Genomic DNA, 19,712 nt, shown 5'->3' with positions numbered 1-19,712 from the left:
CCCTCCCATGACTGCCCGAATCCTCATCATTGAAGACGAAGCGCTCGTCGCCATGGAGTTGCGCTTCGTGCTGGAAGATCTTGGACATGAGGTCGTGGGCACGGCGGCGGACGCAAAAACAGCGCGCAATCTGGTGCGCGAGACCGAGGTCGATCTGGCGCTGGTGGACATCCACCTGTCGGACGGTCCCACCGGTATCGAACTCGGCCGCGAACTGGGCCAGCAGATGGGCGTCACCGTCCTCTTCATGACCGCCAACCCGGGCATGGTCCGCAACGGCGTGGCCGGAACAGTCGGCGTCCTGTCCAAGCCCACGGATGAGCGCGCCGTGCAAAAGGCTGTCGACTACGCCCTGCGCCGTCGCGGCGGTGAACCGGTCGATCAGGCGCCGGCTGAACTGCAACTGTTCGCCTGACAAAGGCGTGAGGCGGTGGTTGCGGTCAGGCTGGCCGGCCCCAGACTCAAGGTTCCCCGCCACGGCGTCACCGCCCCGATCGCAAGCGCGACCTCGCTGGAGCAGTTGGCGAACATCCTGAAGGCGGCCGGGTCGAAGCTGTCTGCCGAGGATGTGGCGGAGCTGACGGAGGCCAGCGCGGGGTAGGCCGTCCTTGATGGATCGGGGTCACCAGACCCCGATCTTCTCCGCTTCCTTGTGCGTGATCGGGTGGTTGGCCCTGGCGTGATCTTCCTCGGCGAGAAAGCGCACGGCCTCCAGCGCGGCCATACAGCCCATGCCCGCCGCCGTGACCGCCTGGCGGTAGATGTCGTCGGTCACGTCGCCGGCGGCCCAGACGCCTTCAATGGCGGTCGCCGCCGTGCCGGGCTTCACGACCAGGTAGCCGCCCTGTTTGGTCTCCAACTGACCGGCGAACAGCTCTGACGACGGGGCGTGGCCGATGGCGATGAAGACGCCGTCGGCGGCGATCTCGCGGGTCTCGCCCGTGTTGACGTTCTTCACCCGCGCGCCGGTCACATTGACGCCGCCGAAGCTGTTGGTCTCGCCCAGGATCTCGTCGATGGCGTTGTCCCAGACGACCTCGACCTTGGGGTTCGAGAACAGGCGGTCCTGCAGGATGCGCTCGGCGCGGAACTCATCGCGGCGGTGCACGACCGTGACCTTCGACGCGAAATTGGTGAGGAACAGCGCCTCCTCGACAGCGGTGTTGCCGCCGCCGACCACGATGACGTCCTTGCCGCGATAGAAGAAGCCGTCGCAGGTGGCGCAGGCGGAGACGCCGAAGCCCTGGTATTTCTGCTCGCTCTCCAGACCCAGCCATTTGGCCTGGGCTCCGGTGGAGATGATCACCGTCTCGGCCAGCATCTCGATCCCGCTGTCCAGCGTCAGGCGGAACGGGCGCTGGGACAGGTCGGCCTTGGTGACGATGTCGTGGATGACCTCGGTCCCGACGTGCTCGGCCTGCTTCTGCATCTGCTCCATCAGCCACGGCCCCTGGATCACGTCCGAAAAGCCGGGATAGTTCTCGACGTCGGTGGTGATGGTCAGTTGACCGCCGGGCTGAAGCCCCGCGATCACGACCGGCTGCAGCAGGGCGCGCGCGGCATAGATGGCGGCGGTCCAGCCGGCGGGGCCGGACCCGATAATGGCGACGCGGACGGTACGGAGAGTGCTCATGGCCCCTATTTAGGGGCTGATTCCGGATTTCGGAATGATAGTCTGGCCCGGCAGCGACGGGAGTGGGGGATGAAGAAGACCAACAATGCGGCTTTCCTGCCGATCGGGGTCGCCATGGGGGTGTCCATGGGGGCGGCCATCGGCGTGGCCACCGACAATCTGGCGCTCTGGCTCAGCCTCGGCGTCGCCATTGGCTCGGGCCTCGGCGTGGCCCTGATGGGGGCGTCAAACGCGGCCAACGGCAAGAGCAGGAAAGACGGGTCCGGAGACGGGACGGTCTATCCGGCCGACAGTTCCCGCGAAGGCCATGACGGTGGTTCGGATGGCGGGTCTGATGGCGGCGGCGACGGCGGCGGGGACTAGCGCCTCATACGCTTGAGAATATCCCGCGCCGCCCGTTCCGTCTCGGCCAACGGCTCATAGCTCCAGCTGTCCAGCGTCCCGTCGAATGGCCGCGCCGCGCCCCGATCGCGCAGGTCGGCGTGAAGACGGGCGAACTTGTCGGCCGGCTTGGTCGCGATCATCGGAAGGATGTGCACCGGCTTGCCGGTCGAGGCGGCCTCGGCGGCCATGTTGGCGCTGTCCTCGGTGACCAGGATGTGGTCGGCCAGATGCAGGAAGGCGAAATAGGGGTTCGGCCCCTGGCCGTCCCAGATCAGGCCGGGCAGGTGCGCCAGCCGCGCCGTCATCGCTGTCCGGGCCGCCTCGGGCGTACGCCGGGAGAAGGTCAGCATCAGCGAGCCGCCCGCCGCCGTCACCGCCAGGGCGATCCGGTCGGCCAGATCGGCGGCAGGGGCCTCGGGCAGGTCATGCGCCCGCGACTTTCCCCCGATCAGCACCGCCACACGCGGACGGGGCAAGGGCTCCAGCCGGTCGGCGAAGACCCGGGCGCCTTCGAGCAGTCGTTCAGTGGAAATACGATGGGGCGAGCCGGTGATCGCCAGTACGTTGGGCCCCTCGATCCCGTCATGCCGGGGCGCGACGACGAGATCATAGTCGCCGGTGCGCCAGCGCGGATCCTGGGTCTGGACCACCAAGGTCTTTCCGCCCGAGCGCCGCTTGGCCGTCAGCGACAGCGGCAGGGTGGCGCGGCCCGTGGCGATCCACACATCGGGCCAGGGCTCGCCCGGCGCGGGGAAGGGATCGTCCGACGCCGGGTCGAGCATCCACGGGGCCTTCAGCGCTGACGGGAGCTTGTCGAAGGCCTTGCGCCATGTCACGCGGTGGACCGTGATTTCAGACGGCAAAAGGCGCTGGAGGGCTTCCGCCAACCCCAGCGCCTGATTTTCCATCCCGATCCGCCCGTCGGAAACGACGCGGATCGTCAGCGGCTTCAGCTGTGAGCCTACTTCCACTCGACCTTGAGGATTTCATACGCCTTCACGCCGCCGGGCGTGTTGACCTCGACCACATCACCGACCTCTTTCGAGATCATGGCGCGCGCGATCGGGGAGGCGATGGAGATCTTGCCCTGCTTCACATCGGCTTCGTGTTCGCCGACGATCTGGTAGCGCCCCTCTTCCTCGGTGTCCTCGTCGACCACGGTGACCGTGGCGCCGAACTTCACCTGGGCTCCGGACAGTTTGGAGACGTCGATCACCTGCGCACGGGACAGTTTGTCCTCGATGTCGGCGATCGAGCCTTCGATCCAGCCCTGCCGCTCCTTGGCCGCGTGATACTCGGCGTTTTCGGACAGGTCGCCGTGTTCGCGAGCCTCCGAAATGGCCGCGATGACGCTCGGTCTTTCGACCTGCTTCAATTGCTTCAGCTGATCGTCGAGGACACGGTAGCCCTCGGCCGTCATCGGCACTTTTTCCATATGTCGTGAGTTTTCTTGCTTCGCCCGACTAAAAGACTACTCGGCACAGAGGTCGCTGGGCGCACGCGACCGGCCAAAGAGGGTAGGGCGCCACGCCCAAAGGTTCAAGGGCGCGTCACGCTCGCAGTTTTGCGCGTGTGAATCCGGACCTGCCGGATCAGGCTCCAGGCCAGCCAGGCCACAGCCGCCAGGCCCAATGCCATGAACAGGCCGGACAAGAGCAGAACGCCCGCCGCGATGAAGGCGAGGACGAAGGCGATTGCCGCGGTCAGGGCGGCGACGATCTGGACAGTCTTCAGGCGCATAAAATGTTAACGCCCCCGACCGCTCCGGGTTTCCCCGTTCAGACGGTCCTCGCGCGCCTGTGTCTATCGCGTCACGCGTAGGCGTAGGGTCCGCCGCGCTGAAGGGCCCGCTGATATTCGGGCCGGGCATGGATCCGCTCCAGGAACGCCTTGGTCCTCGGCATCTTCGGCCCGTACGGCGCGCGCGACCCTGCGGCCTCCAGCGGGAAGCTCATCATGATGTCGGCGGCGGTGAAGCGGTCGCCGGCGAACCACTCGCTCCTCGTCAGCTCACCTTCCCAGTAGGCGAGATGGCTGGCGATCTGGGGATCGATCATGGCGGCGCCGACCTTTTTCGAGATGCCGCGGGCGATGGGGCGGATCAGCAGGGGCGAGCGCTGCGGGATGACGCCGAAGATCAGCTTCAGCAGCAGAGGCGTCATCGCCGACCCTTCGGCATAGTGCAGCCAATAGGTATAGCGCCGCGCTTCGGGCGTTCCGGGCGAGGGTTTCAGGCCGGACTCGGGGAAGGTCTCCAGCAGGTATTCAACGATAGCCCCGGTCTCGGCCACGATCACGTCGCCATGCTGGATCACCGGCGACTTGCCCAGCGGGTGAATGGCCCGCAACTCCGGCGGGGCCAGACGCGTCTTCGCGTCCCGCTCGTACCGCTTGACCTCATAGTCGACGCCCAGCTCCTCCAGCAGCCACAGCACGCGCTGCGACCGCGAATCGTTCAGGTGGTGGACGATGATCATGTGCGTGGCTCCCGTCAGCGGACCGCACTAAGCGATGTTGACGTGGCGTCGGTCCAGCGAAATCAGGGCTGGCGGCCGCTCCATCGGGCCCGCGTCGGTTTCGCGGCGCGCGAGGCGGGCTGGGCTGCATTGGCGCGACGGCTCTGCCACAGCTGCAGCGCCAGCGTCGCCAGCGCCAGCTTGCCCGCGTGACGTCCGGCCATCCGGCGTCCGCCCTTGCTGAGCAGAAGACCGCCGAGGGCCGTGGCGATGGGGGGAAGGCGCATGAAAGTTCTCCTTTTCCCTTCAACGCCCGTGCGGCCCGACCGTTCAGCCCTTCAGCGCCATATCCAGATACACGACCGCGGATACCGCTGCCGAGCCGACCAGCCAGCTCATGACCCAGGCCTTCCACGACAGCCGGAGTCGCGCGCCGATCATGACGGTCAGGGCGATCAGTCCGCCGGCGACCAGAACTGGCAGGACGAAGGCGGGCCAGCCGAGGAAGACGCTGACGCGGGCCTCGTCGTTCAGGAGGATCAGGCTCAGGCCCGCCGCCGCCAGCCGCATGAAGGCCGCGGACCACAGCACCGCGAAGGCCGTGAGGCCGGGCCTGCGGCGTGCGATCAGGAAGGCGGCCACGCCTTGGATCACGGTCACGACCGGCCCGGCGATGGAAATCAGGGCGGCGTGCGAGGCCGGTATCGCGCCCCGGGCGCCCGCGCCGTTCAGTCCGTAATAGGCGTCATGACCGAGGGCGACCGCCGCCAGCCAGTGCCCGGCCTCGTGGATGACGAAGGTGGCGACCATGATCGCCGCCAGCATCAGGTAGAAACCCGGCCCGGTTTTCGTCCGCATGAAACTGCTCCCCCAAGGAGCGGCCAAGGTGACGGGCCGGGGCGCCGCCGTCGAGTTAAGGATCGGCAAGCTTCGAAGCCGGGCGGCGGCGTCGATTCCGATGGCGTCCCCCCGCGTCCTTGCCTAGCTTCGCCGCATGGCCATGACCCGTCTCCGTTCCGCCCTGAAATCCCTCAGCCTGTGGGTCATGCTCGCCCTGCTGGCCGGCCTGTTCGCGGGGGCGGCGGCCCAGGCCTGGGGCCTGCCGGGCGGCGAGGGGACGGCCACTCTCATCAGCGCCATCGGAACGCTGTGGCTCAACGCCCTGAAGATGACCATCATCCCGCTGGTGTTCAGCCTGCTGGTGACCGGCATCGCCTCCATCGCCGATGCGGCCTCGACCGGGCGGCTGGCGCTGAAAGCGCTCCTGGTCTTCGGCCTGCTGCTCTTGGGGGCGGTGGTCTATGCCTTCCTCGCGTCGGAGGGCCTGCATATGCTGTGGCCCATCAGCCCCGAGGGCGCGCGCATCCTGCTGTCCAGCGCCCCTGACGCCTCGACCGTCATCAGCAACGCCCATGGCGGCGGCCTGCCCGCCTTCCTGACCAGCCTCGCCCCGCCCAATGCCGTGCGCGCGGCGGCCGAGGACGCCATCCTCGGCATCGTGGTCTTCGCGGTCGCCTTCGGTTTCGCCACCACCCGCCTCAGCGCCCGCCTGCGCGCGCCTTTGGTGACCTTCTTCGAGGCGGTGTCAGAGACGATGATCGTCATCGTCCACTGGGTGCTTCTGGCCGCGCCCGTCGGGGTTTTCGCCCTGTCGATGGGCGTGGGGCTGAACGCCGGCCTCGGCGCACTGGGCGTACTGGGCCACTACGTCGCCCTGGTGGTGCTGGCCCAGGTCGGGCTGATCGTTCTGATCTATGTGGTGGCCGTGCCGTTCGGCCGCATCGGCCTCAGCCGGTTCGCACGCGGCGTGGCCCCGGCCCAGGTGGTCGCCTTCTCGACCCAGTCCTCGCTGGCCAGCCTTCCGGCCATGGTCGAGCAGGCGCGCACCGCCCTGGGCGTCTCCACCGCCACGGCGGGTCTGGTCCTGCCGCTGGCGGTGGCGGTGTTCCGCATCACCAGCCCGGTCGCCAACCTGGCCGTGGTCATCTACGTCGCCCACCTGCACGGCATCACTCTAGGGCCGGCGCTGTGGATCGCGGGCGGGCTGACGGCGCTGGCGGTGTCGGTCGGGACTGTGGGCCTGCCGGGTCAGGTCAGCTTCTTTGTCTCCATCGCCCCCATCTGTCTCGCCATGGGCGTCCCGGTGCAGGTCCTGCCCCTGCTGCTGGCGGTCGAGGTCATCCCGGATATCTTCCGCACCATCGGCAACGTCACCGCCGACCTGGCGGCGGCGCGGATCGTGGAGGGGCGCGACGCCGATCTGGACCCGGAGCCGGGGGCGGGGATCTAGGACGACGAGATGAATACGTTCAGACGAGTCTTCGGCGTCGCCTGCTTCGCCTACGCGGCCCTCGCCTTCCTGTGGCTTTTCAAGCTGGTCAGCCTCGACGCAAACCTGCTTGTCGCGGGCTTTCTGGTGATTACCGTGATCTCGTTCATCGTCGACGCCCTCGTCGCGCGACAGGAAAAGAGAGACGCCGACGGCGACAGCTGACCCCTCATCTCACCGCGGCCCAGACCCCGACGCCGATCGCCAGCAGGTGTGCTGCCACCGTCAGCGTCAGCCACGCCCGGAACGGCTGCTTTCGCGTCTTGTGGCGCAGGATTTCGCACGCCAGCCACGCCCCGAGCCCGCCCCAGAGCGCCGCCCATAACAGGGTGCGTTCGGGGATACGGCGCCCGTGTTCGCGCGCGGCCGCCTTGTCGTGCGCGAACAGGGCGAAGGCGAAGCCCTCCAGCCCGGCCAGCCCGATCAGCAGGGCCCAGATCATCGCCCGATCAGGGCGGCGATCAGGTCCGCCGCCGTCTCGGCGCCGTCCTCGGCACGGGCGGGTCCCGCCAGCGCTTGGGCGCGGGCCACGACGGCGGGATCTTCGAGCAGGGTCCCGAGGCTGCGCGCCACGCGGTCGGCGCGGTAGGCCGTTCGCGCCAGCGTCGCCGCGCAGCCCAGCCGCACGACCCGCGCGGCGTTGTCATACTGGTCGCCCAGATGGGGCACGACCAGCTGGGGCCGGCCGGCGCGCAGGGCCTGATGGGTGGTGCCGACGCCGCCCTGATGCACGATCGCCGCCGCGCGCGGGAACAGCAGGGAAAAGGGGGCGTAGGCGGCGACATGGATGTCGGGATCGCCGGCTCCGACGGACAGATCGCCGTCGGGGCCGACCAGCAGCACGGCCCGGCGGCTCAGGCGACGGGCGGCCTGCAGGCTCTCGACGTAGAAGTCGCCGGGGATGTGCACCGCCGCACTGCCCAGGGTGAAGACCAGCGGCGGCGCGCCTGCGTTCAGGAAGGCCTCCAGTTCGGGCGACAGGACGGGCGGTCCGCCGGTCTCGCTATCCCAGGCAGCGTAGCCGACGACGTGGAAATTCGGGGCGGCGTCCGGCTGGCGCGGGCTCAGCACGTGCGAATACAGGCCCAGGGACAGATCCGCCGACCGGCCCGCGTCGAAGATGATGTTGTCCGTCGTCGGCGGCAGGCCGACCGAGGCGCGGACGGCGTTCATCGGCCCGGTCCAGCGCGCCGTGCTGATGCGGCCCAGCGCGCGGGTCAGGTCGTTGAGCCACAGCTGCGGCCCGCGCGTCGCTGGCTTCAGCCACGGGGCGGCGGGCAGGAGGGGCGGATCGTAGCGGGAGAAGACCATGGTCGGCTGCAGCGACACCGCCACGCCGGGAATGCCGTGGACCTCGGCCGCCATCATCGCCCCGATGGCCAGGGTCGATCCGACCACGGCGGCCGCGCCCTCGCTGACGGAGATCAGCTGGCGCGCCGCGTCCCCGGCGTAGGGCAGCAGGATTTTCCCGAACAGGAAGCGATCAGACCCCGCGATGGCGCCGGTCAGGCCGGCGAGATCCAGCCCGGTGTCGCGCTGGAGCTGTTCGACGCTGGGCCCGACCTCATGGAAGGTCAGGCCTGCGGCCTCGATCTTGTCGCGATAGTCGACCGCGGTGGCGATGCCCGCGTTGAACCCGCGCGCCTGCAGCGCACGCCCAAGGGCGATGGAGGGATGCAGGTCGCCGAGGGAGCCGCCGGTCGCCAGAATGATGCGACCGGCGTCCATGATCAGCCGTAGTCCTGGATCGGGCGCACATCCAGTTCGCCCGCCTTGATCGCCCCGATCGCCTGGGCGGCGGCCAGCGCCCCCGCGGCGGTCGTGTAGTAGGGCATCTTCATCATCAGGGCGGTGCGGCGAAGGCTGAAGCTGTCCTGCAGTGACTGCTTGCCCGAGGTAGTGTTGAACACCAGCTGGACCTCGCCGTTCTTCATCGCGTCGACGATGTGCGGACGGCCTTCCAGCACCTTCTTGACCAGCCCGACCTCAAGGCCTTCGCCGGTCAGATAGGTGTGGGTGCCCTCCGTGGCGATCAGGGTGAAGCCTTCGTCCAGCAGGGTTCGGGCGGCGTCCAGGATGAACGGCTTGTCCTCATCCTTCACCGAGATGAAGGCGCAGCCTTCGGTGGGCAGGACGGTCCCGCCGCCCAGTTGCGACTTGGCGAAGGCGCGGGCGAAAGCGGGGGCCATGTCGGCCTCGCCCTCGCGCTTCCAGTCCAGCCCCATGACCTCGCCGGTCGAACGCATTTCCGGCCCGAGGATGATGTCGACCCCGGCGAAGCGGGCGAACGGGAAGACCGCCTCCTTGACCGCGATGTGGTCGTACGACTTGTCGGCCAGGCCGAAGGACTTCAGCGGCACGCCCGCCATCACCTTGGCGGCGATAGACGCGACGGGTTCGCCGATGGTCTTGGCCACGAAGGGCACGGTGCGGCTGGCGCGGGGGTTCACTTCCAGCACGAAGATACGCGGGTTGTCGCTATGCGGCTCCTCGATGGCGAACTGTACGTTCATCAGGCCGCGCACCTTCAGGGCCCGGGCCATGGCTTCCGTCTGGCGCTTCAGTTCGGCGACAATTTCGGCCGACAAGGAGTAGGGGGGCATCGAACAGGCGCTGTCGCCCGAGTGGACGCCGGCTTCCTCGATATGCTCCAGCACGCCGGCGACGAAGACGGTCTCGTCATCGCACAGGGCGTCCACATCCACCTCGGTGGCGCGGTTCAGATAGTGGTCGATCAGGACGGGGTCGTCGCCCGATACGCGCATGGCTTCGTGGACATAGCGGTCCAACTGCTCGCGGTCGTGAACGATCATCATGCCGCGGCCGCCCAGCACATAGGAGGGACGCAGGACGACGGGGTAGCCGACTTCCTCCGCCTTCTGCGCAGCTTCCTCGGCGCTGCGCGCCAGGCCGTTGGGCGGCTGGCGCAGGCCGATGTCGGTCAGCATGACCTGGAAGCGTTCGCGGTCCTCGGCCAGGTCGATCGAGTCGACCGTGGTGCCCAGGATCGGCACGCCGTCCTCCTGCAGCGCGTGGGCCAGCTTCAGCGGGGTCTGGCCACCGAACTGCACGACCACGCCGATCAGGTCGCCCTTCGACCGCTCGACGTCGATCAGCTCCAGCACGTCCTCGGCCGTCAGCGGCTCGAAATACAGGCGGTCGGAGGTGTCGTAGTCGGTCGACACGGTCTCGGGGTTGCAGTTGACCATGATCGACTCGACGCCGATGTCGGCGAAGGCGAACGCCGCGTGGCAGCAGCAGTAATCGAACTCGATCCCCTGACCGATCCGGTTGGGTCCGCCGCCGAGAATGATGGCCTTCTTCCGGTCCGAGGGCTCGGCCTCGCACTGCGGGGTCTGGCCCAGGGCGCCGGTCTCATAGGTCGAATACATATAGGCGGTGGCGCTGGCGAACTCTGCGGCGCAGGTGTCGATGCGCTTGAAGACGGGGCGGACGTTCAGCGCGCGACGGGCGGCGCGGACGGCCTTCTCGGTCGAGCCGGTCAGCTGGGCGAGACGGGCGTCCGAGAAGCCTTTGGACTTCAGCTTGCGGAAGTCATTGGCGGTCGTCGGCAGCCCCTGCACGATCACGTGGCCCTCGGTGCGGACGATGTCGGCGATCTGGCGCAGGAACCACGGCTCGTACGAACAGGCGGCGTTGACCTCTTCCACGCTCAGGCCGTGGCGGAAGGCCTGGGCGATAACCAGAATGCGGTCCGGCGTCGGCTGGCCCAGGGCGCGGATGACGGCGGCGCGGGCCGAGGCGTCATCCTCGACGTCCGAGACGCCTTCGATCTCGATTTCATTGAAGCCGGTCAGGCCGGTCTCGAGGCCGCGCAGGGCCTTCTGCATCGATTCCTGGAAGGTCCGGCCGATGGCCATAACCTCGCCCACCGACTTCATCGAGGTGCCCAGCAGGGGCTCCGAGCCGGGGTATTTCTCGAAGGCGAAGCGCGGGATCTTGGTCACGACATAGTCGATGCTCGGCTCGAACGAGGCGGGCGTGACCTGGGTGATGTCGTTCTGCAGTTCGTCCAGGGTGTAGCCGACAGCCAGACGGGCGGCGACCTTGGCGATCGGGAAGCCGGTGGCCTTCGACGCCAGGGCGGAGCTGCGCGACACGCGCGGGTTCATCTCGATCACGACCATGCGGCCGTCCGCCGGGTTGATCGCCCACTGGACGTTCGATCCGCCGGTCTCGACCCCGATCTCGCGCAGGACGTTGATCGAGCCGGTCCGCATCCGCTGATATTCCTTGTCGGTCAGCGTCAGGGCGGGGGCGACGGTGATGCTGTCGCCCGTGTGGACGCCCATCGGGTCGATGTTCTCGATCGAGCAGATGATGATGCAGTTGTCCGCCGTGTCGCGGACGACCTCCATCTCGTATTCCTTCCAGCCGAGGACGCTTTCCTCGATCAGGACCTCGGTCGTCGGCGACAGGTCGAGGCCGCGCAGGACGATCTCCTCGAACTCCTCGCGGTTGAAGGCGATGCCGCCGCCGGTGCCGGCCAGGGTGAACGAGGGACGGATGACGGCGGGCAGGCCGACGAACTCCAGCCCCTCCAGCGCCTCCTCCATCGAGTGGGCGGCCTTGGAGCGCGGGCTTTCGAGACCCAGTTTGTCCATGGCGTCGCGGAATTTCTGCCGATCCTCGGCCTTGTCGATGACGTCGGCCTTGGCCCCGATCATCTCAACGCCGTATTTCTTGAGCGCGCCCGAGGCCTCCAGCGCCAGCGCCGTGTTCAGCGCCGTCTGCCCGCCCATGGTCGGCAGCAGCGCGTCCGGCTTCTCCTTGGCGATGATCTTCTCGACGATCTCCGGCGTGATCGGCTCGATATAGGTGGCGTCGGCCACCTCCGGATCGGTCATGATCGTGGCCGGGTTGGAGTTGACCAGGATCACCCTGTAACCCTCGGCCTTCAGCGCCTTGCACGCCTGCACGCCGGAGTAGTCGAACTCGCACGCCTGACCGATGACAATGGGGCCGGCCCCAATGATCAGGATGGACTTGATGTCTGTGCGCTTGGGCATGGCCTGAGGCTCTTCTTCTTGATCGTCAGTTCGTCACGACCGCGCACTCCCAGCCGTCGTAGTCGAGCTGGAAGGCCGCGGCCCAGGATTGCATCATCGAGGAAACGGGCGCGAACGAGGCTTCGTCCACCGGGATCGTCGTTTCCAGAATGGTCATGTCGTCCTGCCCCCGCGTCACGAAGCCGGCGCGCCGCGCCACCTCGTTCAGGTCGTCGTGATCGCCCTCGCCGTAGAAGTAGAACAGGGTGTGGCGGGGCGTGACGCCATTATCGCCCTGGGCCGCCAGGGCCGCGCGCACAGCGGCGTCGCGTTCGTCATGGCTGGCGTCGGAAGCGGACACGGGCGGGGGAGGCTCCTTGCGCGCGAGAACCCGGCGCGGGCGGCTGCCGGCGCGGTTCCGTTCGGGTTGTCGGTTAAGCGGCCCGTCTAAAGATGCGCGTCCCCGGGGACAAGGCGAAAAGCGCGACGGCGAAGCTTTGACCGCCCGTCCGGGGTCAGCGCCGCTCGTCAATCCATGCGGGCAGTTCGCTGATGGTTTCCAGAGCGCCGTAGCGCGCGTGTTCCTCCGGCGCGTCGGCCAACTCGTGGGCCCAGGTGATGGCGTAAGGGATGTGGACGGCGAAGGCGCCGGCCTCCAGCGCGGGCAGGACGTCCGACTTCATGGAGTTGCCGGCCATGACCGCTTCCTCGGCCCCGGTGCCATGGCGGGCGAAGACCCGGTCATAGGTGCCGCGATCCTTCTCGGAGACGATCTCGACCGCCGCAAACAGGTCGCCCAGGCCCGAAGCCGCGACCTTGCGTTCCTGATCCATCAGGTCGCCCTTGGTGATCAGGACCAGTCGGTACTGTTCGGACAGGGCGGCCAGCGCTTCGTCGACGCCGGGCAGGGTCTCGACCGGATGGGCCAGCATCTCTCGGCCCGCCGCCAGAATCTCGCGGACCACGCTGGCCGGGGCCTCGCCGCCGGTCAGTTCCATGGCGGTCTCGATCATCGACAGGGTAAACCCCTTAACCCCGTATCCGTAGAGCCGCAGGTTGCGCTTCTCGGTGTCGGCCAGCCGCGCCTCGATCACGGCCTCGTCGCCGTGCTCGGCGAGGAGTTCGACGAACCGCGCATGGGTCAGCCGGAAGAGGGTCTCGTTGTGCCAGAGGGTGTCGTCGGCATCGAGGCCGATGGTGGTGATGCTCATGCCGCGCTCCCTTACCGGATTTTCCGCGCCCGTCGAGCCGGGGACAGACCATTCATCATCAATGCGATCGTGACCATGTTTGTCAGGGTTATCTTCGTGAACCGGGCGCAGTGTCGAGGCTGACAATTTCGGGGGGCCGCGCACAAGGAAGCCGGCCATGACAGGGAATCCAACGGGGCGAAGTCCGCCTGACGATCAGCCGGAGGCGATCCGGCCACCGCCCGAACGGCGCGCCTATGCGACGCCTTACGAAAGCCTGACCTTCTCCCTGACAACCCGCGCGAAGCGGGAGTTGTCGGTGACGCTGTCCGCGCAGCCGGTGTTCGACCTCGCCCGGTCCGTCCCGGTCAGCCGGCGGATCCGCCGGACCATCCGGCATCAGGGCGGCGAACGCGCCCTGATGGGGCTGGGCCGACGCATGCTGGAGCCGGTCGACCTGCAACGCATCGACCTGCAGACCCTGCACCAGGGGCTGGACATGTTGCGGCTCGGCTCGAACGACAGCGGTGTTCTGCCGGTTTTCTGGCGCACTGTGGCGACGAGCCGTGGCCGGTTCGCCCTGCTGTGCGCCGAGATGCAGCATGACCGCGGCGGCACCTTGCTGGTCGAGGTGATGGGCGGCGTGGAACAGGCGCCGCCGGAGGCCGTGCAATCGGCGATCAGCCATTTCCAGACCGAGACGCAGGGCGCGATCCTGCATGTGTCGCCGGACATCGAGGCCGTGCGGCGGCTGGCCGGCGCGACCGCACGCTGCCTGTCGCTGGATTTCGCGGGCGTCAGTCATGAGAACGCGCGCGACTGGGCGCAGGCAGCGCAGTTGATCGAGCTCAGTCGTCAGGTTTGCGGGCAGGTGATGTTGTTGAACCTGCGTCCCGACCGGGGTCTGGCCGCCCATCATGCCGGCGCCACCCACGCGGTTTTCGCCGACATGGGCGCCGTCATGTTGTGACCGACCGGCCGTTGGGCGGTTGACGGACCGGCCTGTGCGGAGGCACCTGCGGGCATGAGCCACGCCGACCGTCCCATCTCCCTGCCCGAAGACCCGATGTCGGATCGGCAAAAGCTGGGCTGGGGGCTGGCCGCCCTGGTGGTGGCCGGGAACATGATCGGGTCGGGCCTCTACCTGCTTCCGGTCAGTCTGGCTTCGACCGGGAGCTCCAGCCTGATCGGCTGGCTGGTGGCCGCCGTGGGCGCGGTGGTGCTGGCGTTGGTGTTCGGGGCGCTGGGCCGCGTGGCCCCCAAGGCCGACGGCCTGTCCGGCTTCGCGCAGAAGGGGCTCGGGCGGTTCGCGGGCTTTCAGGTCTCGCTGGCGTTCTGGATGGCCTGTCTGGTCGGCAACGTCGCCGTGGCGGTCGCGGCGACCGGCTACCTCGGATTCTTCTGGCCCGCGCTGAAGGATCCGGTCGCGGCGACGCTGTGCAACCTCGGCCTGATCTGGGTGGCGACCGTCGCCTACATCATCGGCGCGCGGACAGCCTCATGGCTCGCGGCGGCGGCGCTGGTCATCGGCCTGATCCCCATCGTGATCGCCGTCGCGGCGGGCGCGACGGCCTTCAGTCCCGCTGTCTTCGCCGCCTCCTGGAGCCCGTCGGGCGAGCCGCTGCTGAAGACCGTCCCCGCTTCGCTGGCCATTATCTTCTGGGCTTATCTGGGTGTGGAAAGCGCCGCGGCGCTCTCGCATCGGGTCCGCCATCCGGCGACGGATGTGCGCCGGGCCTCGGTCGCGGGGGCCTTGCTGGCGACCGTGGTCTATGTCGCGGCGACCGTGGCGGTGTTCGGCGTGATCCCGGTCGCCCAACTGGCCCATTCGACCAGTCCCTATGCCGATCTGGCCGGACGCGTGTTCGGCGGCTCCATCGCCGGGATCGTCGCCGTCTGTGCGATCGTGAAAACGCTGGGCACCATCGGGGGATGGACAATGATGGGTGGTGAGACCGCCCGCGCGGCCGCGCAGCAGGGCTATCTGCCTTCCGGCTTCGGCTCGAGCACGAAGACCCCGATCGTCACGCCCTTGCTGGGCGCGGCCTTCATGAGCGTGATCGCTGTCCTGTCGGGCCAGCCGACGCTGGGCGGTCAGTTCGGCATTCTGGTCGGGGTGACCTCGGTGCTGACGCTGAGCATCTATGCGGTCTGTTCGCTGTCGCTGTTCAGGCTGGCGAAGACGCCGGGCGCGCGGATCGTCGCGGTGCTGGGCCTGCTGTTCGCCATCGCCGCGGTGGCCGCCGCGGCCCCCGGATACATCCTGCCGACAGCAGGCTTTGTTGTCCTGATGACGGTCGCCTGGTTCGTATTCCTGAGAAAGTCGGGATCGCGCGTTGACCCTGAGGGTCAGGGGGCCTAACCACCGCGCCGTTTGTTCGCCGGATTACGGCCTTACGGAGCCCGCCATGACCCAGACCCTTCTTCCCGGAGTCACAGGCGTTCTGGCGCTGGCGGACGGTACGATCTTCCAGGGCGTCGGCTGCGGCGCGACCGGCGCGGCGCTGGGCGAGGTGGTCTTCAACACCGCCATGACCGGCTATCAGGAAATCCTGACCGACCCGTCCTACATGAGCCAGATCCTGGCCTTCACCTTCCCCCACGTCGGCAATGTCGGCGTGAACGTCGAGGACATCGAGCAGATCGGCGGTGGTTCGGACACCTCGGCCAAGGGCGCGATCTTCCGCGACGTCCCGACCGATCCGGCCAACTATCGCGCCGAAAGCGACTTTGATGGCTGGATGAAGCGGCGCGGCGTCGTCGGCCTGGCCGGCATCGACACCCGCGCCCTCACCGCCCGCATCCGCGACACCGGCGCGCCGCATGCGGTCATCGCCCACGATCCGAGCGGCAATTTCGACCTCGACGCCCTCGTGGCTGAAGCCAAGGCCTGGACCGGTCTGGTCGGGCTCGACCTCGCCAGGCCCGCCTCGACCCTGCAGGCGTTCGATTGGGACGAGGGTCTGTGGGAATGGCCGGAAGGCCACCCGCGTGTCGACGCCGCCGACAAGACGGTGGTGGTCATCGACTATGGCGTGAAACGCAACATCCTGCGGGCTCTGGCCTCGACCGGCGCGAAGATCACCGTGGTCCCGGCGACGACGACGGCGGAGGAGGTGCTGGCGCGCAATCCCGACGGCGTCGTGCTGTCGAACGGGCCGGGCGATCCCGCTGCAACGGGCGTCTACGCCGTGCCGGAGATCAGAAAGCTGGTCGAGAGCGGCAAGCCGGTGTTCGGCATCTGCCTGGGTCACCAGATGCTGGCGCTGGCGCTGGGCGCGAAGACCGTGAAGATGGATCAGGGGCACCATGGCGCCAACCATCCGGTGAAGGACCTGACGACCGGCAAGGTCGAGATCGTGTCGATGAACCATGGCTTCACCGTCGATCGCGACAGCCTGCCGGACGCGGTCGAGGAAACCCACGTCAGCCTGTTCGACGGCACCAACTGCGGCATCGCACTGAAGAACAAGCCGGTGTTCAGCGTTCAGCATCACCCCGAAGCCTCGCCCGGGCCGACCGACAGCCTTTATCTCTTCCAGCGCTTCGCAGACTCGATGAAGGGCTGAATTCGCGCATCCTGTCGATCAGCCCACGGGAGGTTTCGGGATGAAGCTGAATTTTCTGACGATCATCGCCGCCGTCGCCGCTGTGTGGGCGGCGCCCGTGGCGGCGCAGGTCGTCCCGGGGCCGACGGGCGTGCCGCGGGAAGGGACGATGCGTCCCGGCGGCGATCGGGACATCACGCGCGAAGCCGCCAACAACCGCGCGCTTGAGGATGATCGGGCGGTGCGTCGGCCCCGTAGTGGTCGCGCGCGACCTGCCGAAGTCCAGCAGGCGGCGCGCGCGGCGATCCAGCAGGCTGGCGTCCAGTGCGATGTGACCGCCGCTTCGAATCCCGGTGAGACGCCGGACGGCCCGGTCTATGAGGTCGCTTGCGCCGATGCGCCAGGCTGGCTGCTGGTCGCCTCGCCGGCCCAGGGCTTTAACTGTCTGGTGCTGGCCGGTGGGACCGACGAGGGCTCCAGCCGCTGCGAGCTGCCCGGCAATTCCGATCCCGTCCCCGCGATGAAGGGCTATGTCCGCGCTCTGGCGCTCGACTGCGCGCAGATCAGTCAGGCGGCCTGGATAGGCCGGATCGGCGCGGACCTGGATCGGTACGAGGTGCGCTGCGCGGCGGGGCAGGGGTACTGGCTTGAGATCGATACGACCGGACACCCGCGTGGCGCCATGACCTGCGCCGAGGTGGCGACGGCGGGCCGCAGGTGTCGCTTCGATCCGGCTGCCTGAGCAAGCTCAGGGCAGGGGCGCGAAGCTGGCTTCTTCCCGCAGGGCGCAGGCCTTGCGCACCGCAACCGGGGCCGCGTGCAGCCAGTAATCGGCGTCTTCCGGCCGGTTATTGCGCCGTCTTTCCAATCCGCGCATCCGCCTGAGCGCGGCGTTCTCGAGCAAACGGGCGTGCAGGGCGCGCGGCGAGACGGACGGAATGGCGGGGGAACCGGGGACGGCGACGGCGTCGGGGCCTACAGGCTCCACCGCCGGGCGGGCGATGGCGATGAACATGGTACGCTTCTCAATCGGGGCGGGCCGCAGCGTCCGCTGCGGAGACGTCTTAACCCGTCCGCTTCCGGGACGGTCGTGGGGTTAACCACAGGGCCTGTGGATAGTTCCCCAAAATTACGCTTTGAATCAGACGCTTAGCGTCGCGGTTTCGCCTTCTTGGTTAATAAAAGGTAAATCGCGGCGTTTGGACGAGTTGCGCGCTATAAGGCAGCTGTGCGCTTCGACGATCGTTTCATTGAGGAACTGAAGGCCCGCCTTCGCCCGTCCGATGTCATCGGACGGTCGGTGAAGCTCAAGCGTCAGGGACGTGAGTTCGTAGGCCTGTCGCCCTTCTCGAAAGAGAAGTCGCCGTCCTTCTTCGTCAACGACGACAAGGGCTTCTTCCACGATTTCAGCTCGGGCAAGCACGGCGACGTCATCAGCTTCCTTCAGGAAACCGAGCGGCTGAGCTTCGTCGAGGCCGTGCAGCGACTGGCCGCCGAAGCCGGAATGCAACTGCCGGCCGAAGACCCGCAGGCGCAGGAGCGCGAGCAGAAGCGTCAGGGCCTGAACGACTGGATGGACCTGGCCCAGAAATGGTTCGCGGCCAACCTGCGGCGTTCGCCGGGCAAGGCGGCGCGCGAATACCTGGAAAAGCGCGGCCTGCCCGAGGACCAGTGGGAGCGTTTCGGTCTCGGCTACGCCCCCAACGATCGGGAGGGCCTGAAGCAGGCGTTGATCCAGCGCGGCGCCAAGCCCGGCGATCTGGTCGAGGCCGGGATGCTGATTGCGCCCGAAAGCGGCGGTCAGCCCTACGACCGTTTCCGCGACCGGCTGATGTTCCCGATCCTCGACGCGCGCGGACGGATCGTCAGCTTCGGCGGCCGGGCCATGAACCCTGACGACCGCGCCAAATATCTGAACGGTCCCGAGAGCCCGCTCTTCCACAAGGGCGCGACCCTGTACGGCCTGCCGGAAGCCCGGCGCATCCTGGGGGCTGAGTCCCGGGGCGAGCAGGGGATCGTCGTGGTCGAGGGCTATATGGATGTGATCGCCTGCCAGCGGGCGGGCATTCCGGCCGTGGCGCCGATGGGCACCGCCCTGACCGAAGAGCAGATGGAGCGGCTGTGGCGCGTGTCGGCCGAGCCTGTCCTGTGCTTCGACGGCGACGCCGCGGGCCGGCGGGCCGCCTATCGCGCCATCGATCGCGCCTTGCCACAGCTCAAGCCGGGCAAGTCGTTCCGTTTTTGCTTGCTGGAGGGCGGGGCCGACCCCGACGACATCCTGCGCGAACGCGGCGCCCCGGCCCTGCGTCAGGCGGTGGCCACGACCAAGCCCTTCGCTGAAGTGCTGTTCCAGAAGGAGGCCGAGGCTGAGCCTCTGGACAGCCCCGAGCGCCGGGCCGGTCTGAAGGGTCGGCTGCGCCAGCAGGCCTCCGCCATTCAGGACAAGGACCTCGCCGAGCAATATCGGCGGGATATGTATGAGCGGTTTGACGCCGCCTTCCCGTCGCGCCGTCCGCCCCAGAACGCCGGACAGGGTTACGGCCAGGGCGGTCAGGGGCGCGGTCGTTTCGGCGGCCCGCCGCCCAAGCTGGGCCAGACCGTCGAAGGCGCGCAGGCCATGCAGTCGTTGAGCCGCGCCATCGAGCCCGTGGCCGCCGCCCTCGCTCACGGCGCCATCGATGACCCCGAGCGGATGGACGATCATCTGGAAGCCATCGCCAGTCACGGCTTCGGAGATCCGTCGCTGAACGGGCTTGCCCAAGAGATGGTCCGTTTACGCTTCTCGGGTCAGGACCTTGACTCTGCCGCCCTCCGTCGCCATCTGGCGCAATCGGGTCATGACGTCTTAATGCGTGAGGTCGAGAAGGCGGCGGCAAAGTCCGGCGCGCCTTTCCTGGCTGCAGACAAGCCCCTCGGCGAGACGAGGATCCGATGGTCGCAGGCGTTCGACGCGTTAACCCGTGTCGCCGCCCTGGAAGACGCTCTGTCTTCGGCGCGTAACGTGCCGGGGCAGGACGAGGCGTTCCGCCGGCTGAAGGCCGAGCGGGATGCGTTGCGTCGCGCGATCAAGACTGGAGAAATTTGGGAAGATAGCACGAGTTCGTAACCAACGACCTCGACACACGTTGTATTTGGCGGCGGGCCTGATCAGCCCTCCACCCGG

General features: G+C 68.0%; 23 protein-coding genes. 10 read left to right on the top strand and 13 right to left on the bottom strand.

Annotation, left to right across the window (positions count from 1 at the left end):
* Positions 1-7: 7 nt before the first annotated feature.
* Positions 8-415, top strand: a complete 408-nt coding sequence (locus tag ACW174_RS02545; protein WP_492016127.1) for a response regulator — start codon at positions 8-10, stop codon at positions 413-415.
* Positions 416-430: 15 nt separating this feature from the next.
* Positions 431-601 (top strand): hypothetical protein, encoded by a 171-nt coding sequence (locus tag ACW174_RS02540; RefSeq protein WP_492016126.1) that lies wholly within the window; start codon positions 431-433, stop codon positions 599-601.
* A gap of 21 nt (positions 602-622) precedes the next feature.
* On the opposite strand, the gene trxB is transcribed toward ACW174_RS02540, so the two are convergent.
* Positions 623-1,633 (bottom strand): thioredoxin-disulfide reductase, encoded by a 1,011-nt coding sequence (gene trxB, locus ACW174_RS02535; RefSeq protein WP_492016125.1) that lies wholly within the window; start codon positions 1,631-1,633, stop codon positions 623-625.
* A gap of 69 nt (positions 1,634-1,702) precedes the next feature.
* On the opposite strand from trxB, the gene ACW174_RS02530 reads away from it, so the two are divergent.
* Entirely contained in the window at positions 1,703-1,996 is a 294-nt protein-coding gene (locus tag ACW174_RS02530) for a glycine zipper domain-containing protein (RefSeq protein ID WP_492016124.1), read from the top strand.
* On the opposite strand, the gene ACW174_RS02525 is transcribed toward ACW174_RS02530, so the two are convergent.
* The 6 genes from ACW174_RS02525 to ACW174_RS02500 all read right to left on the bottom strand — a co-directional run bounded on the left by ACW174_RS02525 (position 1,993) and on the right by ACW174_RS02500 (position 5,331).
* Positions 1,993-2,988 (bottom strand): mitochondrial fission ELM1 family protein, encoded by a 996-nt coding sequence (locus tag ACW174_RS02525; protein ID WP_492016123.1) that lies wholly within the window; start codon positions 2,986-2,988, stop codon positions 1,993-1,995. The two genes, ACW174_RS02530 and ACW174_RS02525, sit on opposite strands and share 4 nt — an antisense overlap.
* Positions 2,979-3,452, bottom strand: a complete 474-nt coding sequence (gene greA, locus ACW174_RS02520; RefSeq protein ID WP_492016122.1) for a transcription elongation factor GreA — start codon at positions 3,450-3,452, stop codon at positions 2,979-2,981. The genes ACW174_RS02525 and greA overlap by 10 nt, the downstream gene beginning before the upstream one ends.
* Positions 3,453-3,556: 104 nt before the next feature.
* Positions 3,557-3,757 carry a hypothetical protein gene (locus ACW174_RS02515; RefSeq protein ID WP_492016121.1) on the bottom strand — a complete coding sequence of 67 codons (201 nt, stop codon included), beginning with the start codon at positions 3,755-3,757 and terminating at the stop codon, positions 3,557-3,559.
* A 71-nt stretch (positions 3,758-3,828) separates the two neighbouring features.
* Positions 3,829-4,494: a glutathione S-transferase gene (locus ACW174_RS02510; RefSeq protein ID WP_492016120.1), complete on the bottom strand. Its 666-nt coding sequence runs from the start codon at positions 4,492-4,494 to the stop codon at positions 3,829-3,831.
* 62 nt (positions 4,495-4,556) lie between these two features.
* The gene (locus tag ACW174_RS02505; protein WP_492016119.1) at positions 4,557-4,760 is read right to left on the bottom strand and encodes a cysteine protease; all 204 of its coding nucleotides are present in this window, start codon (positions 4,758-4,760) and stop codon (positions 4,557-4,559) included.
* Between the two features lie 43 nt (positions 4,761-4,803).
* A complete protein-coding gene (locus tag ACW174_RS02500) occupies positions 4,804-5,331 on the bottom strand; it encodes a hypothetical protein (RefSeq protein ID WP_492016118.1) in 528 nt (175 codons plus the stop codon).
* 142 nt (positions 5,332-5,473) lie between these two features.
* On the opposite strand from ACW174_RS02500, the gene ACW174_RS02495 reads away from it, so the two are divergent.
* Both ACW174_RS02495 and ACW174_RS02490 read left to right on the top strand, forming a co-directional pair.
* On the top strand, positions 5,474-6,763 hold the full coding sequence (locus tag ACW174_RS02495) for a dicarboxylate/amino acid:cation symporter (protein WP_492016117.1): 1,290 nt from the start codon (positions 5,474-5,476) through the stop codon (positions 6,761-6,763).
* A gap of 9 nt (positions 6,764-6,772) precedes the next feature.
* The gene (locus ACW174_RS02490) at positions 6,773-6,967 is read left to right on the top strand and encodes a hypothetical protein (RefSeq protein WP_492016116.1); all 195 of its coding nucleotides are present in this window, start codon (positions 6,773-6,775) and stop codon (positions 6,965-6,967) included.
* A gap of 4 nt (positions 6,968-6,971) precedes the next feature.
* Here the strand turns inward: ACW174_RS02490 and ACW174_RS02485 are convergent, their stop codons facing one another.
* The 5 genes from ACW174_RS02485 to ACW174_RS02465 form a co-directional block, all read right to left on the bottom strand.
* Positions 6,972-7,244: a DUF1294 domain-containing protein gene (locus tag ACW174_RS02485; RefSeq protein WP_492016115.1), complete on the bottom strand. Its 273-nt coding sequence runs from the start codon at positions 7,242-7,244 to the stop codon at positions 6,972-6,974.
* Positions 7,241-8,530: a glycosyltransferase gene (locus ACW174_RS02480; protein WP_492016114.1), complete on the bottom strand. Its 1,290-nt coding sequence runs from the start codon at positions 8,528-8,530 to the stop codon at positions 7,241-7,243. The genes ACW174_RS02485 and ACW174_RS02480 overlap by 4 nt, the downstream gene beginning before the upstream one ends.
* A gap of 2 nt (positions 8,531-8,532) precedes the next feature.
* Entirely contained in the window at positions 8,533-11,832 is a 3,300-nt protein-coding gene (gene carB, locus ACW174_RS02475) for a carbamoyl-phosphate synthase large subunit (protein ID WP_492016113.1), read from the bottom strand.
* 25 nt (positions 11,833-11,857) lie between these two features.
* A complete protein-coding gene (locus ACW174_RS02470) occupies positions 11,858-12,172 on the bottom strand; it encodes a hypothetical protein (RefSeq protein ID WP_492016112.1) in 315 nt (104 codons plus the stop codon).
* A gap of 154 nt (positions 12,173-12,326) precedes the next feature.
* Complete coding sequence (locus ACW174_RS02465; protein ID WP_492016111.1) at positions 12,327-13,022, bottom strand: HAD family hydrolase; 696 nt, start codon at positions 13,020-13,022, stop codon at positions 12,327-12,329.
* 157 nt (positions 13,023-13,179) lie between these two features.
* Between ACW174_RS02465 and ACW174_RS02460 the strand changes: the two genes are divergently transcribed.
* The 4 genes from ACW174_RS02460 to ACW174_RS02445 are packed head-to-tail and all read left to right on the top strand — an operon-like array spanning position 13,180 to position 17,291.
* Complete coding sequence (locus ACW174_RS02460) at positions 13,180-13,971, top strand: hypothetical protein (RefSeq protein WP_492016110.1); 792 nt, start codon at positions 13,180-13,182, stop codon at positions 13,969-13,971.
* 54 nt (positions 13,972-14,025) lie between these two features.
* Positions 14,026-15,363, top strand: coding sequence for an amino acid permease (locus ACW174_RS02455; protein ID WP_492016109.1), 1,338 nt, complete (start codon positions 14,026-14,028; stop codon positions 15,361-15,363).
* Between the two features lie 46 nt (positions 15,364-15,409).
* Entirely contained in the window at positions 15,410-16,570 is a 1,161-nt protein-coding gene (gene carA / locus ACW174_RS02450) for a glutamine-hydrolyzing carbamoyl-phosphate synthase small subunit (protein ID WP_492016108.1), read from the top strand.
* Positions 16,571-16,610: 40 nt separating this feature from the next.
* Positions 16,611-17,291, top strand: coding sequence for a hypothetical protein (locus ACW174_RS02445; RefSeq protein ID WP_492016107.1), 681 nt, complete (start codon positions 16,611-16,613; stop codon positions 17,289-17,291).
* A gap of 6 nt (positions 17,292-17,297) precedes the next feature.
* Here ACW174_RS02445 and ACW174_RS02440 read toward each other — a convergent pair whose 3' ends face one another.
* Complete coding sequence (locus tag ACW174_RS02440; protein ID WP_492016106.1) at positions 17,298-17,564, bottom strand: hypothetical protein; 267 nt, start codon at positions 17,562-17,564, stop codon at positions 17,298-17,300.
* Between the two features lie 213 nt (positions 17,565-17,777).
* Here ACW174_RS02440 and dnaG point away from each other — a divergent pair, with 213 nt between their 5' ends.
* The gene (gene dnaG / locus ACW174_RS02435; RefSeq protein WP_492016105.1) at positions 17,778-19,655 is read left to right on the top strand and encodes a DNA primase; all 1,878 of its coding nucleotides are present in this window, start codon (positions 17,778-17,780) and stop codon (positions 19,653-19,655) included.
* Positions 19,656-19,712: the final 57 nt, after the last annotated feature.

The sequence above is a fragment of the Brevundimonas sp. AVps31 genome, from assembly GCF_058681355.1.
The sequence above is the reverse complement of the archived record's forward strand: the minus strand, read 5'-3'. Positions and strand labels throughout refer to the sequence as shown.